Origin of the sequence: Thermoactinomyces daqus (assembly GCF_000763315.1) — a bacterium.
Taxonomy (GTDB): Bacteria; Bacillota; Bacilli; order Thermoactinomycetales; family Thermoactinomycetaceae; genus Thermoactinomyces_A; species Thermoactinomyces_A daqus.
Genome location: NZ_JPST01000030.1, coordinates 41590 through 55802, shown reverse-complemented (window position 1 = coordinate 55802; position 14213 = coordinate 41590). Strand labels below are relative to the sequence as shown.

Annotated in this window: 12 protein-coding genes and 1 pseudogene; 4 read left to right on the top strand and 9 right to left on the bottom strand. The window is 48.0% G+C overall.

The genetic code is table 11. From position 1 onward, the window contains the following. Positions 1–6 precede the first annotated feature (6 nt). Entirely contained in the window at positions 7–771 is a 765-nt protein-coding gene (gene hemQ, locus JG50_RS0113145; protein WP_033101592.1) for a hydrogen peroxide-dependent heme synthase, read from the top strand. Positions 772–863: 92 nt separating this feature from the next. Here the strand turns inward: hemQ and JG50_RS0113140 are convergent, their stop codons facing one another. From JG50_RS0113140 to JG50_RS0113115, 6 genes and pseudogenes are all read right to left on the bottom strand, one after another. Then, the gene (locus JG50_RS0113140; protein WP_052154304.1) at positions 864–2054 is read right to left on the bottom strand and encodes an MFS transporter; all 1191 of its coding nucleotides are present in this window, start codon (positions 2052–2054) and stop codon (positions 864–866) included. A 57-nt stretch (positions 2055–2111) separates the two neighbouring features. Next, positions 2112–2441: pseudogene (locus JG50_RS18330) on the bottom strand (antibiotic biosynthesis monooxygenase family protein). Then, entirely contained in the window at positions 2442–2999 is a 558-nt protein-coding gene (locus JG50_RS0113130) for a GNAT family N-acetyltransferase (RefSeq protein ID WP_052154303.1), read from the bottom strand. Positions 3000–3125: 126 nt separating this feature from the next. After that, complete coding sequence (locus JG50_RS0113125) at positions 3126–4451, bottom strand: GntP family permease (protein WP_033101576.1); 1326 nt, start codon at positions 4449–4451, stop codon at positions 3126–3128. A gap of 8 nt (positions 4452–4459) precedes the next feature. Beyond that, complete coding sequence (locus JG50_RS0113120; protein ID WP_033101575.1) at positions 4460–6001, bottom strand: gluconokinase; 1542 nt, start codon at positions 5999–6001, stop codon at positions 4460–4462. A gap of 159 nt (positions 6002–6160) precedes the next feature. Continuing rightward, positions 6161–7321, bottom strand: a complete 1161-nt coding sequence (locus tag JG50_RS0113115) for a Gfo/Idh/MocA family protein (protein ID WP_033101574.1) — start codon at positions 7319–7321, stop codon at positions 6161–6163. Positions 7322–7764: 443 nt separating this feature from the next. Here JG50_RS0113115 and trhO point away from each other — a divergent pair, with 443 nt between their 5' ends. Together trhO and JG50_RS0113105 are read left to right on the top strand one after the other, a co-directional pair. Beyond that, entirely contained in the window at positions 7765–8676 is a 912-nt protein-coding gene (trhO, locus tag JG50_RS0113110; protein ID WP_033101573.1) for an oxygen-dependent tRNA uridine(34) hydroxylase TrhO, read from the top strand. 113 nt (positions 8677–8789) lie between these two features. Further along, positions 8790–9563 carry an SDR family oxidoreductase gene (locus JG50_RS0113105; RefSeq protein ID WP_033101572.1) on the top strand — a complete coding sequence of 258 codons (774 nt, stop codon included), beginning with the start codon at positions 8790–8792 and terminating at the stop codon, positions 9561–9563. Positions 9564–9643: 80 nt separating this feature from the next. On the opposite strand, the gene JG50_RS0113100 is transcribed toward JG50_RS0113105, so the two are convergent. The 3 genes from JG50_RS0113100 to JG50_RS0113090 all read right to left on the bottom strand — a co-directional run bounded on the left by JG50_RS0113100 (position 9644) and on the right by JG50_RS0113090 (position 12793). After that, complete coding sequence (locus tag JG50_RS0113100) at positions 9644–10603, bottom strand: L-threonine 3-dehydrogenase (protein ID WP_033101571.1); 960 nt, start codon at positions 10601–10603, stop codon at positions 9644–9646. Positions 10604–10636: 33 nt separating this feature from the next. Beyond that, entirely contained in the window at positions 10637–11827 is a 1191-nt protein-coding gene (locus JG50_RS0113095; protein ID WP_033101570.1) for a glycine C-acetyltransferase, read from the bottom strand. A 258-nt stretch (positions 11828–12085) separates the two neighbouring features. Next, positions 12086–12793 carry a hypothetical protein gene (locus tag JG50_RS0113090; RefSeq protein WP_033101569.1) on the bottom strand — a complete coding sequence of 236 codons (708 nt, stop codon included), beginning with the start codon at positions 12791–12793 and terminating at the stop codon, positions 12086–12088. A gap of 308 nt (positions 12794–13101) precedes the next feature. Here JG50_RS0113090 and JG50_RS0113085 point away from each other — a divergent pair, with 308 nt between their 5' ends. Beyond that, positions 13102–14181 carry a tyrosine-type recombinase/integrase gene (locus tag JG50_RS0113085; protein ID WP_033101568.1) on the top strand — a complete coding sequence of 360 codons (1080 nt, stop codon included), beginning with the start codon at positions 13102–13104 and terminating at the stop codon, positions 14179–14181. Positions 14182–14213 lie beyond the last annotated feature (32 nt).

Sequence of the window (14213 nt, the reverse complement as noted above, 5' to 3'; positions counted from 1 at the left end):
AAAAAAATGAGCCAAGCTGTAAAAACTTACGAAGGATGGTTTGCCTATCACGATTTTCGCAAAATAGACTGGAACAAATGGAAATCAATCTCCCCTTCCGGGAGGCAGGAAATCATTCTGGAGTTGCTTGATGCGATCGCGGAGTTTTCATCGGTGGAAAACAATAATGAGGGCAGTTTTGGGCAATACGCCATTCTTGGTCATAAAGCGGATCTGTTGTTTCTCCACCTTCGCCCGAATATCGACGAATTAAATGATATCAAAACGAAGTTTAATAAACTGGGCTTTGCCGGTATCACTTCCAATCCGTATTCCTATCTTTCTGTCGTGGAACTCAGCTCTTACACGATCGATCCAGATACGGACCCCCTAAGTGACCCCGCTTTCCGGGAACGTCTCCAGCCAATCTTGCCAAAAACCCAATATACCTGTTTCTATCCCATGAACAAGAGAAGGCTTGGAGAAGACAATTGGTACAGGATCTCCGTTGATGAACGGAAGAAAATGATGAAAAGCCATGGGGTTATTGGACGTTCTTACTCAGGAAAAGTTCGGCAAATCATTACGGGATCAATCGGCCTGGATGACTGGGAATGGGGGGTTTCCCTGTTTTCCGACGATCCATTGTACTTTAAGAAATTGATTACGGAAATGAGGTTTGATGAAGTAAGTGCCCGTTTTGGAGAATTTGGCTCTTTTTATGTCGGATGCAGGTTGACAAATGAAATGCTCTCCTCCATGCTGAACGACAAAACCCCCGATATTCGATAAACCTCCGTAGGAAAATGGAGAGAGACGTTTGAACAACGAAGTAAAAAAAGAGCAGGCCTTCCGCATTCGGAACCTGCTCTTTTTCATGTTCATCATACAGCTTTTCGATCACTTGGCAACAGAAAGGCCAGCACTGATGCAACAATGGGCAAAACCGAGATCACCGACATGATGCTCATGATCCCGTACAGGTCGGTTAAATACCCCATCAGGGTCGCACCAATTCCGCCCGCACCGACACCAAACCCGATCGCCAATCCGGAAGCCATCGCGATGTTGCGGGGCAGCAATCTCTGCATGTAGACGACGGTGACGGCAAATGAGGACAAAACAAAAAAACCGAACAATAACAGGATCAGCCACGCATAGCCCCCTTTTGCATAAGGGAGCAGCAGAGCGAAAGGAATGGAAAAGAGCATGGAACCGACCAATAACTGTTTCATCCCGATTTTGTCCGAGATCGCTCCGCCGATAAACGTCCCCAGAGCACCGGCACCGAGGAACAGAAAATTTAATAATTCAGCATGGCCGTAAGACATGTTCATTTGATGCAAAAAGAAAAAAGGCAAAAAGGCGGATACACCGATTTGGCACCAAGACCGCAGAATAATCACACAAACGAGCAAAAATACGCCCCACCAATGGTTTTTTCCGGTCATCTGCTGTTGCTTTCGCCCATGATCTTCCAGGCGCTCCCGATACCACGGAACTTGGCGGGCTGCCAACAAAAACGCGATCAGACCGATGAGCACAAACCAAAGCAGGCCGCTGCGCCCGGTTGAAATCAAAAACAGAGGAATCATGAGCGGGCCCAGCGCTTGCCCGGCATTGCCGCCGACTTGAAAAATCGCTTGCGCCAATCCTTTTGCATTCCCCGATGCATAATGCGTTCCCCGGGAAGCCTCGGGGTGAAAAGCTCCTGAACCCAAACCCGACAAGGCAATCAAAAATAATACCCATCCGTAGGAAGGAGCAATGCCGGTCAAGGCAAGACCGAGAACGGATAAAAAGACACCGAACGGCAACATCCACACCTTCGGCTTTCGATCCGTCCACGCTCCGAACAGAGGCTGCATCACGGAAGAGGTAATATACGAAAACAGCACAATAAATCCAGTCTGCGTATAACTCAGGGAGAAAGCGTCACGATACATCGGCAACAGGGCCGGCACGATTCCGGTCGTAACCAGATCATTGATCATATGGGTAAAACTGAACGTCCATACCTTCGCTTTTTGCAAGGTGAGGGCGCTGATGCGCTTTCCTTGCCCAACCGATTCCACTCCTGTCCATCTCCTCTCCTTTATTCAGAGTCCAGATTTTACTTTTCCTGATTATTTCTACCGTTGACAATCCATTTCTCTTTCCACTTTGCAAACCCGTGTCTTATAGCGAAGATACCATTCCATCCGCCCCCGTTCCTGGGCGATTCGGTGGTAAGAATGTTCCCTCCATCTGCGGATCGCTTCTTCCGATTCCCAATAAGAGACCGTTATTCCGAAACCCTCGGCATCACGTGCACTCTCGATCCCCAAAAATCACGGCATTTCCTGAGCCAGCTCTGCCATCTTGGCAGCCATGGCCTGATACCTGCGCTCCTCTCCGGTTCGCTCCGAAACAAAAATCACGGCATAGTATGGAGGCTCAGGAGTTTTGGCAATTGAATCCATTTACTTCAGCTCCTTTAATTCTGCACAACCATCATCCGGGTCGATGCTCATTCCCATGAGATAAGAATCGAACCATTTTCCCCCTATGTAAAAATCCCGTTTCAATCGTCCCTCTATGGCAAATCCCATTCGTTCATACAGGCGGATGGCCCGCTCATTGTCGACCCGTACCCTCAGATTGATTTTCCGGACTACATGTGATTTCTTCGCCCAATCGATCAAATACTGGAGCAAACGCCTGCCAATCGAACATCCCCAATACTTTTTCAAGACACTGATCCCAAATTCACCCGCGTGTGCAGTACGTGAATATTTTCCTCCGCGGAATACGAGGTTGCCTGCAATTTCTCCCTCAACTTCCGCAATCAAAAACAAATGATTCCTGCTGTTGGCACATTCCTCGATAAACGCACGCTCTTCCTCCATGCTCATGCAAAACTCGTCCGGGGAAAATGTAATAAAATCACTTTCACCCGCCATTTTCCGGATGTAGGAAAGAATCCGGCCGGCATCGTCTGCCCTTCCCTCCCGGATGACGCAAGACCATTCTTTTTTCACAAACCCCCCCTCCTCAACCTCTTTTCTGTATGGTTACGACTATTATATAGAGAGATATTTCGATAGACAAATATTTTTCCAAGAAAAAATCCCCATCTTCACCGAGGAAGATGGGGGAGCAAAAATTTATACAACCAGGGAAAGCAACAAAGTTATAATCAGGCCGACGACGGAGAGGATCGTTTCCATCACCGTCCAGGTCAATAAGGTTTCTTTTACCGACATGCCAAAGTACTCTTTAATCATCCAGAAGCCGGAATCGTTTACATGAGACAGAATCAATGATCCGGCCCCTGTCGCCAACACCAGCAGCTCCGGACTGGTTCCCGGAATGGCCGCTGCGATTGGTGCGACAATTCCAGCCGAGGTCAGCATGGCAACGGTCGCGGATCCCGTAGAGACTCGAATAAGAGCCGCAACCAGCCAGGCGAGCAGGATCGGGGACAGATGGGAGTGTTTGGCCACATCGGCAATCGAATCACCCACGCCCGAATCGAGCAGGACCTTGTTAAAGGCTCCCCCTCCACCGATCACCAGGAGAATGCTTGCTGTCGGGGCCAGACAATCATTGGAAAACTTCAAAATCAGATCGCGATTAAATCCTCGCAGTTTACCCAAGCTGACAAAGGAATAAAGCGTGGCGAGCAGGAGGGCGACCACCGGGTCCCCGATAAATTTCAAAATTCGATGGAGCTGACTGCCGGCAGAGATCCAAAGATCGGCAAAAGTGGATAAGAGCATCAGGATAACCGGAAGGATAATGGTGAAAATCGTATTGCCAAATCCGGGCAATTCTTTTTGCTCACGCGTCACCAATTGTTTGGCCATCGATTCCGGAACCGTTTTATGAATGCGCTTCCCAATCCATTTACCATAAAGGGGCCCTGCGATCATCGCAGCCGGCAAACCGACGATCAAAGCGTACAAAATGGTCAGACCCGTATCTGCCTTGAAGATTCCCACCGTTGCCATCGCAGCCGGATGGGGAGGGACGATCCCATGGACGATCGAAAGTCCTGCAACAAGCGAAAGTCCGATGGGAACGAGAGACATTCCGGTTTCAACGGCAATGGTAAAAACAAGCGGAATTAACAGGACAAATCCAACTTGAAAAAATACAGGAATACCTACAATAAAAGCAACAAACATCATAGCCCAATGAATATTTTTTTGTCCAAAGCGCTTAATCAGCGTTTGGGCGATCCGCTCGGCTCCACCTGATTCCGCCATCATTTTTCCCAGCATCGTGCCAAAGGCCAAAACGATGGCGATAAAACCGAGGGTATTCCCCAATCCGGTCTTGATCGAATCAATCACTTTATCTAACGGCATACCCGCAGCCAGACCGACACCGACCGCGGTGATGATCAAGCTGATGAACGGGTTGAGCTTAAGCCATGTGATCATCAATAAAAGGGCAACGATTGCTACGAATACGACGACTAACAACATTGTTAAAATCAACCTCTCTTCTCATGACTGCGTTGAAAATCGGCAATTTGGCGGAACTCATCCTTCATTTTGTGAGCCAGCTGATCGTAAATGGCGTAAAGAGACCGATAAACCTCGTGATTGTTCTGGTCCGGCAAAAGCTCGCTCGATACGGATATCCTTTTCTTCACTTCTTCAAGATCAGAGATTTCACCCAGACTCAATTGAACCAAAGCCGCCGCCCCCAGCGCCGAGGCTTCCGGACTTTGCGGGACAAATACCGTTTTGCCCAAAACATCGGACAGGATTTGCAACCAGACAGAAGAGCGGACAAACCCGCCGGATGCCCTCACTTCATGAATGGAACCCGCCAGTTCTTCCAAAACGGAGGTGACGGAATGCAGGCTGAAACAGATTCCTTCGAGAATCGCGCGTAAAAAATGGGCTTTGCCGTGTCGCAAATTTACTCCGAAGAAACTGCCGCGCATGTCCGCATCCCAATATGGAGCGCGTTCCCCTGTAAAGAACGGCAGACAGAGAAGGCCCTCCGCTCCGGCCGGAATTCCTTGCACCTCTATCAGGATGAGGTCAAAAGGATTTCCGACTTGCTGCTTCACTTTCTCCCAGTCTTCTTTGACAAATTGATCCCGGAACCAATTCATCAGGATTCCACCGTTATTGGTAGCTCCACCGATCACCCATTTTTCCTCGGTCAGGGCATAGCAGAAGATCCGTCCCTTTTCATCGGTTACCGGCCGATCAGTACTTGTGCGAACCGCTCCGCTCGTCCCAATGGTCAGGGCCACCTCACCGGGCCGGGTTGCTCCAACTCCGACATTGGCCAAAACGCCATCGCTCGCACCGATGACAAACGGTATGTCCGGATGCAAATTCATTTCCGCAGCAAGGCTTTGATCCATGCCTTTTAATACGGTTGTGGTGGGAACCAGGCGGGACAATTGATCATCTCGGATGCCCAAGAAGTCAATGATCTCCTCATCCCACTCTTTCCGCTCCAAGTGAAACATCCCTGTGGCTGAAGCGATGGAATGGTCAACCACATACTCTCCGAACAAACGATGCAGCACATATTCCTTAATAGAGATAAATTTTGCCGCGCGCTGAAATAAATCGGGCTGTTGCTCCCTCAGCCACATAATCTTGGTGAGCGGCGACATTGGATGAATCGGCGTACCCGTGCGGCGGTAAAAAAGGGTTCCCTCTGTCATTTGTTTTAATCGTTCCGCCTGTTCGACGCTGCGGCTGTCTGCCCAGGTGATCACCGGGGTGAGCGGCCGATGATCCTGATCCATCACCATCAGGGAATGCATCGCGGTACTGAAACCGATTCCAATAATAGCGTCAGAAGAAACACCCGCTTTAAGAATCGCCGTTTTGACGGATTGAACAAAGGCGTGGAGAATTTCTTCGGGATCTTGTTCTGCCCAGGAAGGGTGCGGTTGATTGAGCGGATAAGACACAGAATGACTGGCGATCACCCGCCCGTTCAGATCGAACAAGACCGCCTTTGTACTGGTTGTACCGATGTCTACCCCTAATACATATGACATAAAAACAACTCCTTGCTAAATACAAATCACACCATCATTCACTTCTCTGATTATACCTCTATGAAACCGGTAACACAACAGATTGCAAATTTGCCAGAAAGCCATGAGCGTTTAATGAGGCTGAAATTCCTCGGCTCATGGCTGATAAAATGCATATTTCTATTCACTTACGGTAACCCAACGTTTTTCCCGATCGCTTTTCAGGATGGCATCAATGATCTTCATGATTTGATGACCATCATGGAAATCGGCAAAAGTTCGGCTCCGTTTCCAATCTTCTCCCCTGTTCGCCATCTGCACAGACTGATAAAACCGGATCAATAAATTTTTCAAACCGTCCGGCCACCCTTCCTGATGTCCGCCCGGATAATGAGCCAAAGACGCGGCGGAGCCGGAGAGCAGTGCAGGATCCCTCAGCAAGTGCCGGTTGGCTTCATTGCGGAAACCCTGCCACAATTCGTTTGGTTTTTCCTGATCCCAGGCGAGCGCCGATTTTGTTCCGGCTATTTCAAAAAATAATTTGTTCTTCCGCCCGGCATTTACTTGGGAGATCGTAAAGGATCCCAAGGCTCCATTGGCAAAATGAACCAGTACGACTCCGCAGTCCTCGGTTGTTACGCGGACATCCTCCACATCCGCTTCTGCTGGCTGATGGAAAGTCTCCACATCCCGTTTCGGTTTTTTCCGGATCGGATGTACGGTTTTCAGATCAGCAAACACTTCAGTCACTTTGTGGCCCAATACGTGTTGCACGGTATCGCACCAATGTGACCCGATATCTGCCATGGCCCGGGAAGGCCCGTTTTTTTCCGGATCCAGACGCCAATTATAATCAGTCGGATATAAAAGCCAATCTTGTAAGTAACCTCCGAAAACAAGCTGGATTTCCCCGAGGTGTCCACTTTGGATCGCCTGTCTTGCTTCCTCCACCATCGGGTAATGACGGTAATTGAAGCAAACACCGTGAACCTTCTTTTTTTGCTCCGCCAACTGTGCCAATTCGGCTGATTCTTCGCTGGAAATGGCCAGCGGCTTTTCAGACAACAGATGTTTTCCCGCTTCCAAAATCATTTTGTTCAACGAAAAATGAAGGTGGTTTGCGGTGCAATTATGAATCACCTCCACTTCCGGATCATGAATTAAATCCTCATACCGGCCATACGCTTTCTTTATGCCGTAACGTTCAGCAAGCGCTTCCGCCTTCTCCCGGTTGCGTGAAGCAATGGCAATTACCTCTGCATCCGAAACCCGGCTCAATGCTTCCATATGGGACTGTGCCGAAAAACCTGTGCCAATGATTCCTGTTTTGATCTTTGCCAAAATCTTCCCTCCCTGACCATGATTCAGATTTCCTTATGAATATTCAAACAGGAACAGGAAAACGTTTTCACCCCTATTTTAACGAATTCTTATATTTTAATAAATAATAATCTTTATGACAGGGATTAGCATTCGCAACCGGGCTGAATTTTCCCTGCCACAACTGCAATTGTTACTGTTATAACCATTCAGTCTAACCCCCCGGATAGAAGTCCCACGATGTTCTGTCTTTCTCCCTGTTGGTCCGGTCTTTTTAACGTTCATGCATGAAATTCCCATGATAGAGACGACGGCAAAGATCGTTTGCATAAATGTTCATTCTCTTTATGCATGTTCCTGCCTCTTCCTTCCATTCTGCTTTGCTTTCCACTTGCGATGTTGTTATACTATAAGGCAGGACTTTTTCCAAAACTTGAGATCAGATAAGAAAGCAGGTGGATCTGATGACCACACCAAACACAAAACCATATCGCATCCTCTTATATTATAAATATGTTCCAATTGAAGACCCGGAAAAATTTGCCGATGAACATCGGGCTTTTTGCCGGGAATTGGGGGTACGGGGGCGGATCCTCGTCGCCAAGGAAGGGATTAATGGCACGCTTTCCGGCACGGTCGAACAGACGCAAAAATATATGGACTATATGAAACAGCATCCCTTGTTCCACGACATGCCTTTTAAGGTGGACGAGCATGAAAAACATGCTTTCAAAAAATTATTTGTCCGCCCCAAGAAAGAGCTGGTTACCTGGAGACTCAATCCTGAGGACAACGTTGATCCCAATCAATTAACGGGCAAAAAGCTGTCGCCCAAAGAGTTTTATGAAATGCTGCAACGGGATGATGTGATCGTACTGGACGGGCGCAATGATTATGAATATGATATCGGGCACTTCCGCGGGGCCATTCGTCCCGGAGTAAAAACCACCCGCGAATTTCCGGAATGGATTCGCCAGAACATGAGCCAGTACAAGGATAAACCGATTATCACGTATTGCACGGGTGGAATTCGCTGCGAAAAACTGACTGCCTTTATGCTGAAAGAAGGCTTTCAGGATGTTTACCAGCTGGACGGGGGCATTGTAACCTACGGTAAGGATCCCGAAGTCAAAGGAAAGTTGTGGGACGGAAAATGCTATGTCTTTGACGAACGGATTTCCGTACCGATCAACCAAACGGAACAAGTGGTGGTCGGCAAATGCTATCACTGCGGCCAACCGGCTGACCGCTATATCAACTGTGAATATGACATGTGCCATAAGCAGCACATCTGCTGCCCCGACTGCGAAGAAAAATATCAAGGTTACTGTTCCAAAGAGTGCGAGGAAAAAGATTTGGTCAAATACGAAGGATAAAGCGAGAGCCTGCTTCCCGGCGAAGCAGGTTCTTTTGTTCCGTCTCTCGTTTTTATCTGCATCAATCGATTATAATGTGGATAGCCGGTTCCTAGGTTAATGAGGTGAAAATCATGAATCTTAAGTTAAATGGAAAAATTGCCCTCGTCACCGGTGCGGGACGTAAGAAAAGCATCGGAACCGCGATATGCCGCCAATTGGCCGGTCAGGGAGCAGATATCTTTTTCACTTACTGGCAGGATCATGATGGTATGGAGTCTGAAAAATGGCCCGATCGCTTGTGCAGCGAGATTCAATCCCTCGGAGTCAAATGCCGCCATTTGGAACTGGATTTGGCTGATCCCAATGCACCGGACCGCCTTCTGGATGCTGTGGTAGAAAATTTAGGCCTTCCGTCCATTTTGGTAAACAATGCCGCTCATTCCACCCGGGACGGTTTTATGGCACTGGATGCAAAAACACTGGATGACCATTACTATGTAAATGTGCGGGCCACCTGTCTGCTTTCTGTGGAGTTTGCACGCCGCTTGCAGCAGGCGAAGCAAAACTGGGGACGAATTATCAACCTCATTTCTGGACAAGGACAGGGGCCGATGCCCGGCGAATTGGCCTATGTCGCCAGCAAAGGAGCCATCGAGGCCTTCACCCTTACTCTCTCCGCTGAACTTGCTCCGCTTGGCATCACCGTGAACGCAGTCAATCCCGGCCCAACAGATACCGGGTGGATGACAGAAGAAATAAAAGAACAGTTGCGCCCCCAATTTCTGATGGGACGAATCGGCCTTCCCGAAGATGCGGCCCGGCTCATCGGATTTCTGGCCAGCGATCAGGCCGGGTGGATCACCGGACAAACGATTCATTCAGAAGGCGGCTTTCTTCGCAAGTGAAAGCGGCTTCTCTTTCACGGCAACAGAAAAAGGGTTAAGAGATTTGCCTCTTAACCCTTCACCTGTGGTTTTCATTTCTTTCACGTGCCCACCGGACTGATTTTTTGTTCAAGCCGGGCGAGCATGTCTTCCGTCATCTTCTGCAAATCGTACTCCGCCTTAAATCCCCACTCTTCTTTTGCCGCAGTGGCATCAATCGAATTAGGCCAGCTGTCTGCAATCGCCTGCCGAACAGGGTCAACATCATAATCCAATTGAAAGTGCGGAAGATGTTTTCTGATTTCGGCAGCAATCTCCTCAGGTTCAAAACTCATCGCCGTCACATTAAACGAATTGCGGTGTTTCAACTTTGCAGGATCGGCCTCCATCAGCGCAACGATTGCATTGAGTGCATCCGGCATGTACATCATATCCATATAAGTCCCTTTGGCAATATAAGAAGTATATTTCCCGGAACGAAGCGCTTCATAATAGATCTCCACTGCATAGTCCGTGGTTCCCCCTCCCGGCGGGGTCATGTAGGAGATCAGCCCCGGGAAGCGAAGCCCTCTCGTATCGACGCCGAACTTATGGTAATAGTAGTCGCACAATAACTCGCCCGCCACCTTGTTTACCCCGTACATTGTCGTCGGTCTTTGGATCGTATCCTGCGGAGTATGATCTTTTGGCGTGGTCGGCCCGAATGCCCCGATCGAACTGGGGGTAAAGAACTGACACTTCAGTTCCCTGGCCACTTCAAGCGCATTCACGAGTCCGCCCATGTTCAAGTTCCAGGCGATCAGCGGTTTGGACTCAGCCGTGGCCGATAACAAGGCAGCCAGATGAATAATCGTATCCACTTGATTTTTTTTCGCAATCTGATACATGGCGTCGGCATCGGTCACATCCAGAAGTTCAAACGGACCGGAATGGACAATCTCCGTATCGTTTTTTCTGATATCGGTCGCGATCACATTGTCCGCCCCGTACAACTTGCGCAACTTCAGGACGAGTTCAGATCCGATTTGCCCCAATGCACCTGTAACAAGAATTCTCTTCATAACACTTCCACCAACCCAACCTGCGAATTCGATTTAAATAATTCCCAGCTCTTTCCCCACTTTTTCATAGATGGAGATCGCTTGATCCAGCATTTCCCTGGTGTGTGCCGCCGTCGGCATGTTGCGCACCCGGCCCGTTCCCCTCGGTACCGTCGGGAAAACAATCGCCTTGGCGTAAACTCCTTCTTCGTTTAAACGTTTGCTGAACTGCTGTGCCAATACTTCGTCTCCGATAATGCACGGTGTAATCGGCGTTTCGCTGTGGCCGATGTCAAAGCCCAGTTCCTTCAATCCTTTTTTCAAATAATCGCCGTTATTCCACAGCTTTTCCTGCAACTCCGTGCTGTCGATCAAAATTTCAATCGCTTTCGTGCAGGCAGCCACATCCGCCGGCGTTAACGCGGTGGAGAACAAGAACGGTCTGCTTCTCACTTTCAGCCAATCAATCAGATCCTGTTTTCCGGCCACATAACCGCCAATGACCCCGATGGCTTTGGATAAAGTACCGATCTGGAAATCGATTTTATCGGATAAGCCAAAATGCTTCACCGTGCCGGCACCGTTCCCGAGCACGCCGGAACCATGTGCATCATCAACGTAGGTGATCAAATCGAATTCTTCGGCAATCTCGACAATCTCAGGGAGTTTGGCGATATCGCCGTCCATGGAAAACACACCGTCAGTGATGACCATGATTTTGTTGAATTGGCCTGATTCTTTCGCTTCTTTGGCCTTTGCCCGCAAATCATCCATATCGGAATGGTTAAAGCGGATGATTTTCGCTTTGGAAAGGCGACAGCCGTCAATGATCGAAGCATGGTTTAACTCATCGGACAGAATGGCATCGTTTTTATCCATCACTGCTGAAATCGCTGCCATATTGCAGTTAAATCCAGATTGAAAGGCGATCGCAGCTTCTGTGTGTTTAAATTCGGCAATCTTTTTCTCCAGGTTCACATGGATTTCCAATGTTCCGTTGATGGTGCGAACAGCGCCAGCACCCACCCCGAATTCTTTGACGGCTTCAATGGCCGCTTTTTTCAGCCGTTCATCAGTCGCCAACCCCAGATAGTTGTTTGAAGACAAGTTGATCAACTCACGGCCGCCAATCTTGATCACGGGGCCGTTAGGGCTTTCCAGCGGGTCGATCACATTGTAAAGCCCCCTGCTCTTGAGATCCTCCAAATTCTCCTGTAAAAAAGCAGCTAATTTTTTGCTTGCCACAAGCAGATCCCCCTTTTAAGGAAATACACATCTGTCCGTGATAGAAAGACAATCAGCCAGAGCGAAAATATTGATATGTAAAGGATTTTAAAGACATTCTAACACATCTTCCGCAAAATGTCTTTATGTAACGGACAAAATCCGACTATTTCCAACCCGACAGTCTCTTTTTTATTAGCATGGATTGCTTATCATATTTTATGCCTTCAGCAGAAAATGGTCCGCTTCAAAAAAAAGATGAAAGCGGACAAAACAAAGTTATATGAACGCTTTTTCCGGCTGATTGACGCGAATCTCCTTGATCTCCTCAAACACAAAGCGGAAATCGGCTTTCCCATCTGCCTTTTCTGCAATCACCAAAAAAGGACGGTTATAGTAAAGATGAGTCGGCATCACGACTTCCAATGCCCTCTCCAATTTCTTCTCTCCCAATATCAGTTCCAGCGGATCCATCTCCAGTTTCATGGGACGAAGAATGGTTAAAATGGAGTGAACTTTTAAGCCTTCAAAGAAGCATTCTTCTCCTTTGATTTTGAAAGGATATGATCCGTTTTTTGTATGAATGGTAAAATCATCTCCCATATAGTCGGCAAGCGGCACTTTTCGTCCCGGAACCCGGAGCAGATGAACGATCATCTCCAGTTTTCCGATCCGTTGTTTAACAAAGCAACGTTCGATTTTCCCTTTTGATTCCGTCCAGCCGCTTCGTGAATCCGAAGATGACCTAAAAGCGAAAAAAGCTCCTTTCACAATTCCGTCGATCAAAGACTCCCCGGATTGGGAAAGATGCTTTCCGTTCGCTTTCCGACTGCCGTAATCCGTGATCGGCACTGTAAATGAGGAGGGGGCCACCCGGCATAAACGGAAACCCGTTTCAATTTTTTCTATTTTATATTGCTCTCTTAACCTTGTCTCGACATAGAAACAATCAAATTCATTCAATTCTTCTTTTGATACCCGATTCATCTGCTTCCCTCCTTTTTTTGTATTTAATTTTATTTCTCGGTATTGGTTATAATTTCCTGCCAGGGAGGCGACAAGACGAAAATATGTTCGTACACGCCGAAGATAAAGACGCAAAATACAGTGGATGAAAAAAATTTTTCGACTTTGCGAGGCGTTTCGCTTTTTGCAATCCGTGTTAAAATGGACATAACCCGTCTCTCATGACCTTGGCGGGCTTTTTATATGACATTTCATCCCGTTTTCTACATAAGTGATTTAGTAATGAATAGACCAAGTTCCGAATTCCACTTGCCGAAGGAGGTGCCAATTTGGAACCCGTCATTGTCTCACGGCGCCTGCCGGAAAATATCAACCGGATTGTCGCCCAATTTCCCGAAGAAGTGCAGGAGTTTTTTTTGGAAATGATCAGTGCGGACCGTTCCAAACAAACGATCGCCAACTATGCTTATGACTTCTCCCTGTTCTTCGATTTTCTCAAGTCGCGGAACAAAACGATATACCAAACGGATCCGATGACTATCAAGCGATTCTTTCGCCATATTGAAAACGGTTATGAACGAACGGTCTATGTCAAATTGAAGAAAAAGGACCCCAAAACAGGGGAAATAAATGAAGAATGGGTCAAGCGGAAGCATTTTCGCGAAAACTCACGCAGCGGTAAACAAAGGAAACGGGCCTCTTTACGCTCGCTGTTCCGCTATCTGGTGAAAACGCATGTCCTGGAACGGGACCCGATGGAAGAATATGAGGATGCCACTTTAAAATCACGTTCCCGACAGAAGGTACCGGTCTTTTTGACCCGTGAAGAAGCCTTGCGGCTGATCGAAGCGGTTTATTCCTATCATCAGAAAAAAAACAGAAAAAGCCGCGACTGGATGGAAGTGAGGGATTTGGCGATTATTCTCATGTTTCTCAACACCGGGATGCGGGTCTCCGAATTGATCGGACTCAACCGCAACAGCATTCAGGCCGACGGGGATCTGATTCGCGTCATCATTATCGGTAAAGGCGGCAAAGAACGGATGCTTAAATTGAATCAATCAGCGGTGTCCGCCCTGAATGATTATCTTGCGCTCAGGCCGGAAGAAGGGGTTCCGCCCTCTGACCGTGAGGCCTTGTTTTTAAATAAAAATCTTCAGCGCTTAAGCCGTAAAGGGGTTTCTGAAATCATCAAAAAATATGTCGCCGAAGCCAATCTCCCCCCAAAAGCCGCCAACATTTCCCCGCACAAGCTGCGGCACACGCTGGCGACACTGCTCCTGTCCAACGGGGAAAATTTGCGCGTGGTTCAGGAGATCCTCGGCCATTCCAGCATTCAGACCACCCAGATCTATACCCACGTCATCAATTCCGAAAAAGATGACGCATTAGACCGATTGAATATTTGATCGCCTTCCCGTTTCGAGAACAAACATTCTGG

Excerpts from the sequence above, each read along its gene's own strand:
- JG50_RS0113100 (WP_033101571.1), bottom strand. The coding sequence starts at position 10,603 with ATGAAGAGAATTCTTGTTACAGGTGCATTGGGGCAAATCGGATCTGAA.
- hemQ (WP_033101592.1), top strand. The coding sequence starts at position 7 with ATGAGCCAAGCTGTAAAAACTTACGAAGGATGGTTTGCCTATCACGAT.
- JG50_RS0113125 (WP_033101576.1), bottom strand. The coding sequence starts at position 4,451 with ATGTTGTTAGTCGTCGTATTCGTAGCAATCGTTGCCCTTTTATTGATG.
- JG50_RS0113105 (WP_033101572.1), top strand. The coding sequence starts at position 8,790 with ATGAATCTTAAGTTAAATGGAAAAATTGCCCTCGTCACCGGTGCGGGA.
- JG50_RS0113090 (WP_033101569.1), bottom strand. The coding sequence starts at position 12,793 with ATGAATCGGGTATCAAAAGAAGAATTGAATGAATTTGATTGTTTCTAT.
- trhO (WP_033101573.1), top strand. The coding sequence starts at position 7,765 with ATGACCACACCAAACACAAAACCATATCGCATCCTCTTATATTATAAA.
- JG50_RS0113120 (WP_033101575.1), bottom strand. The coding sequence starts at position 6,001 with ATGTCATATGTATTAGGGGTAGACATCGGTACAACCAGTACAAAGGCG.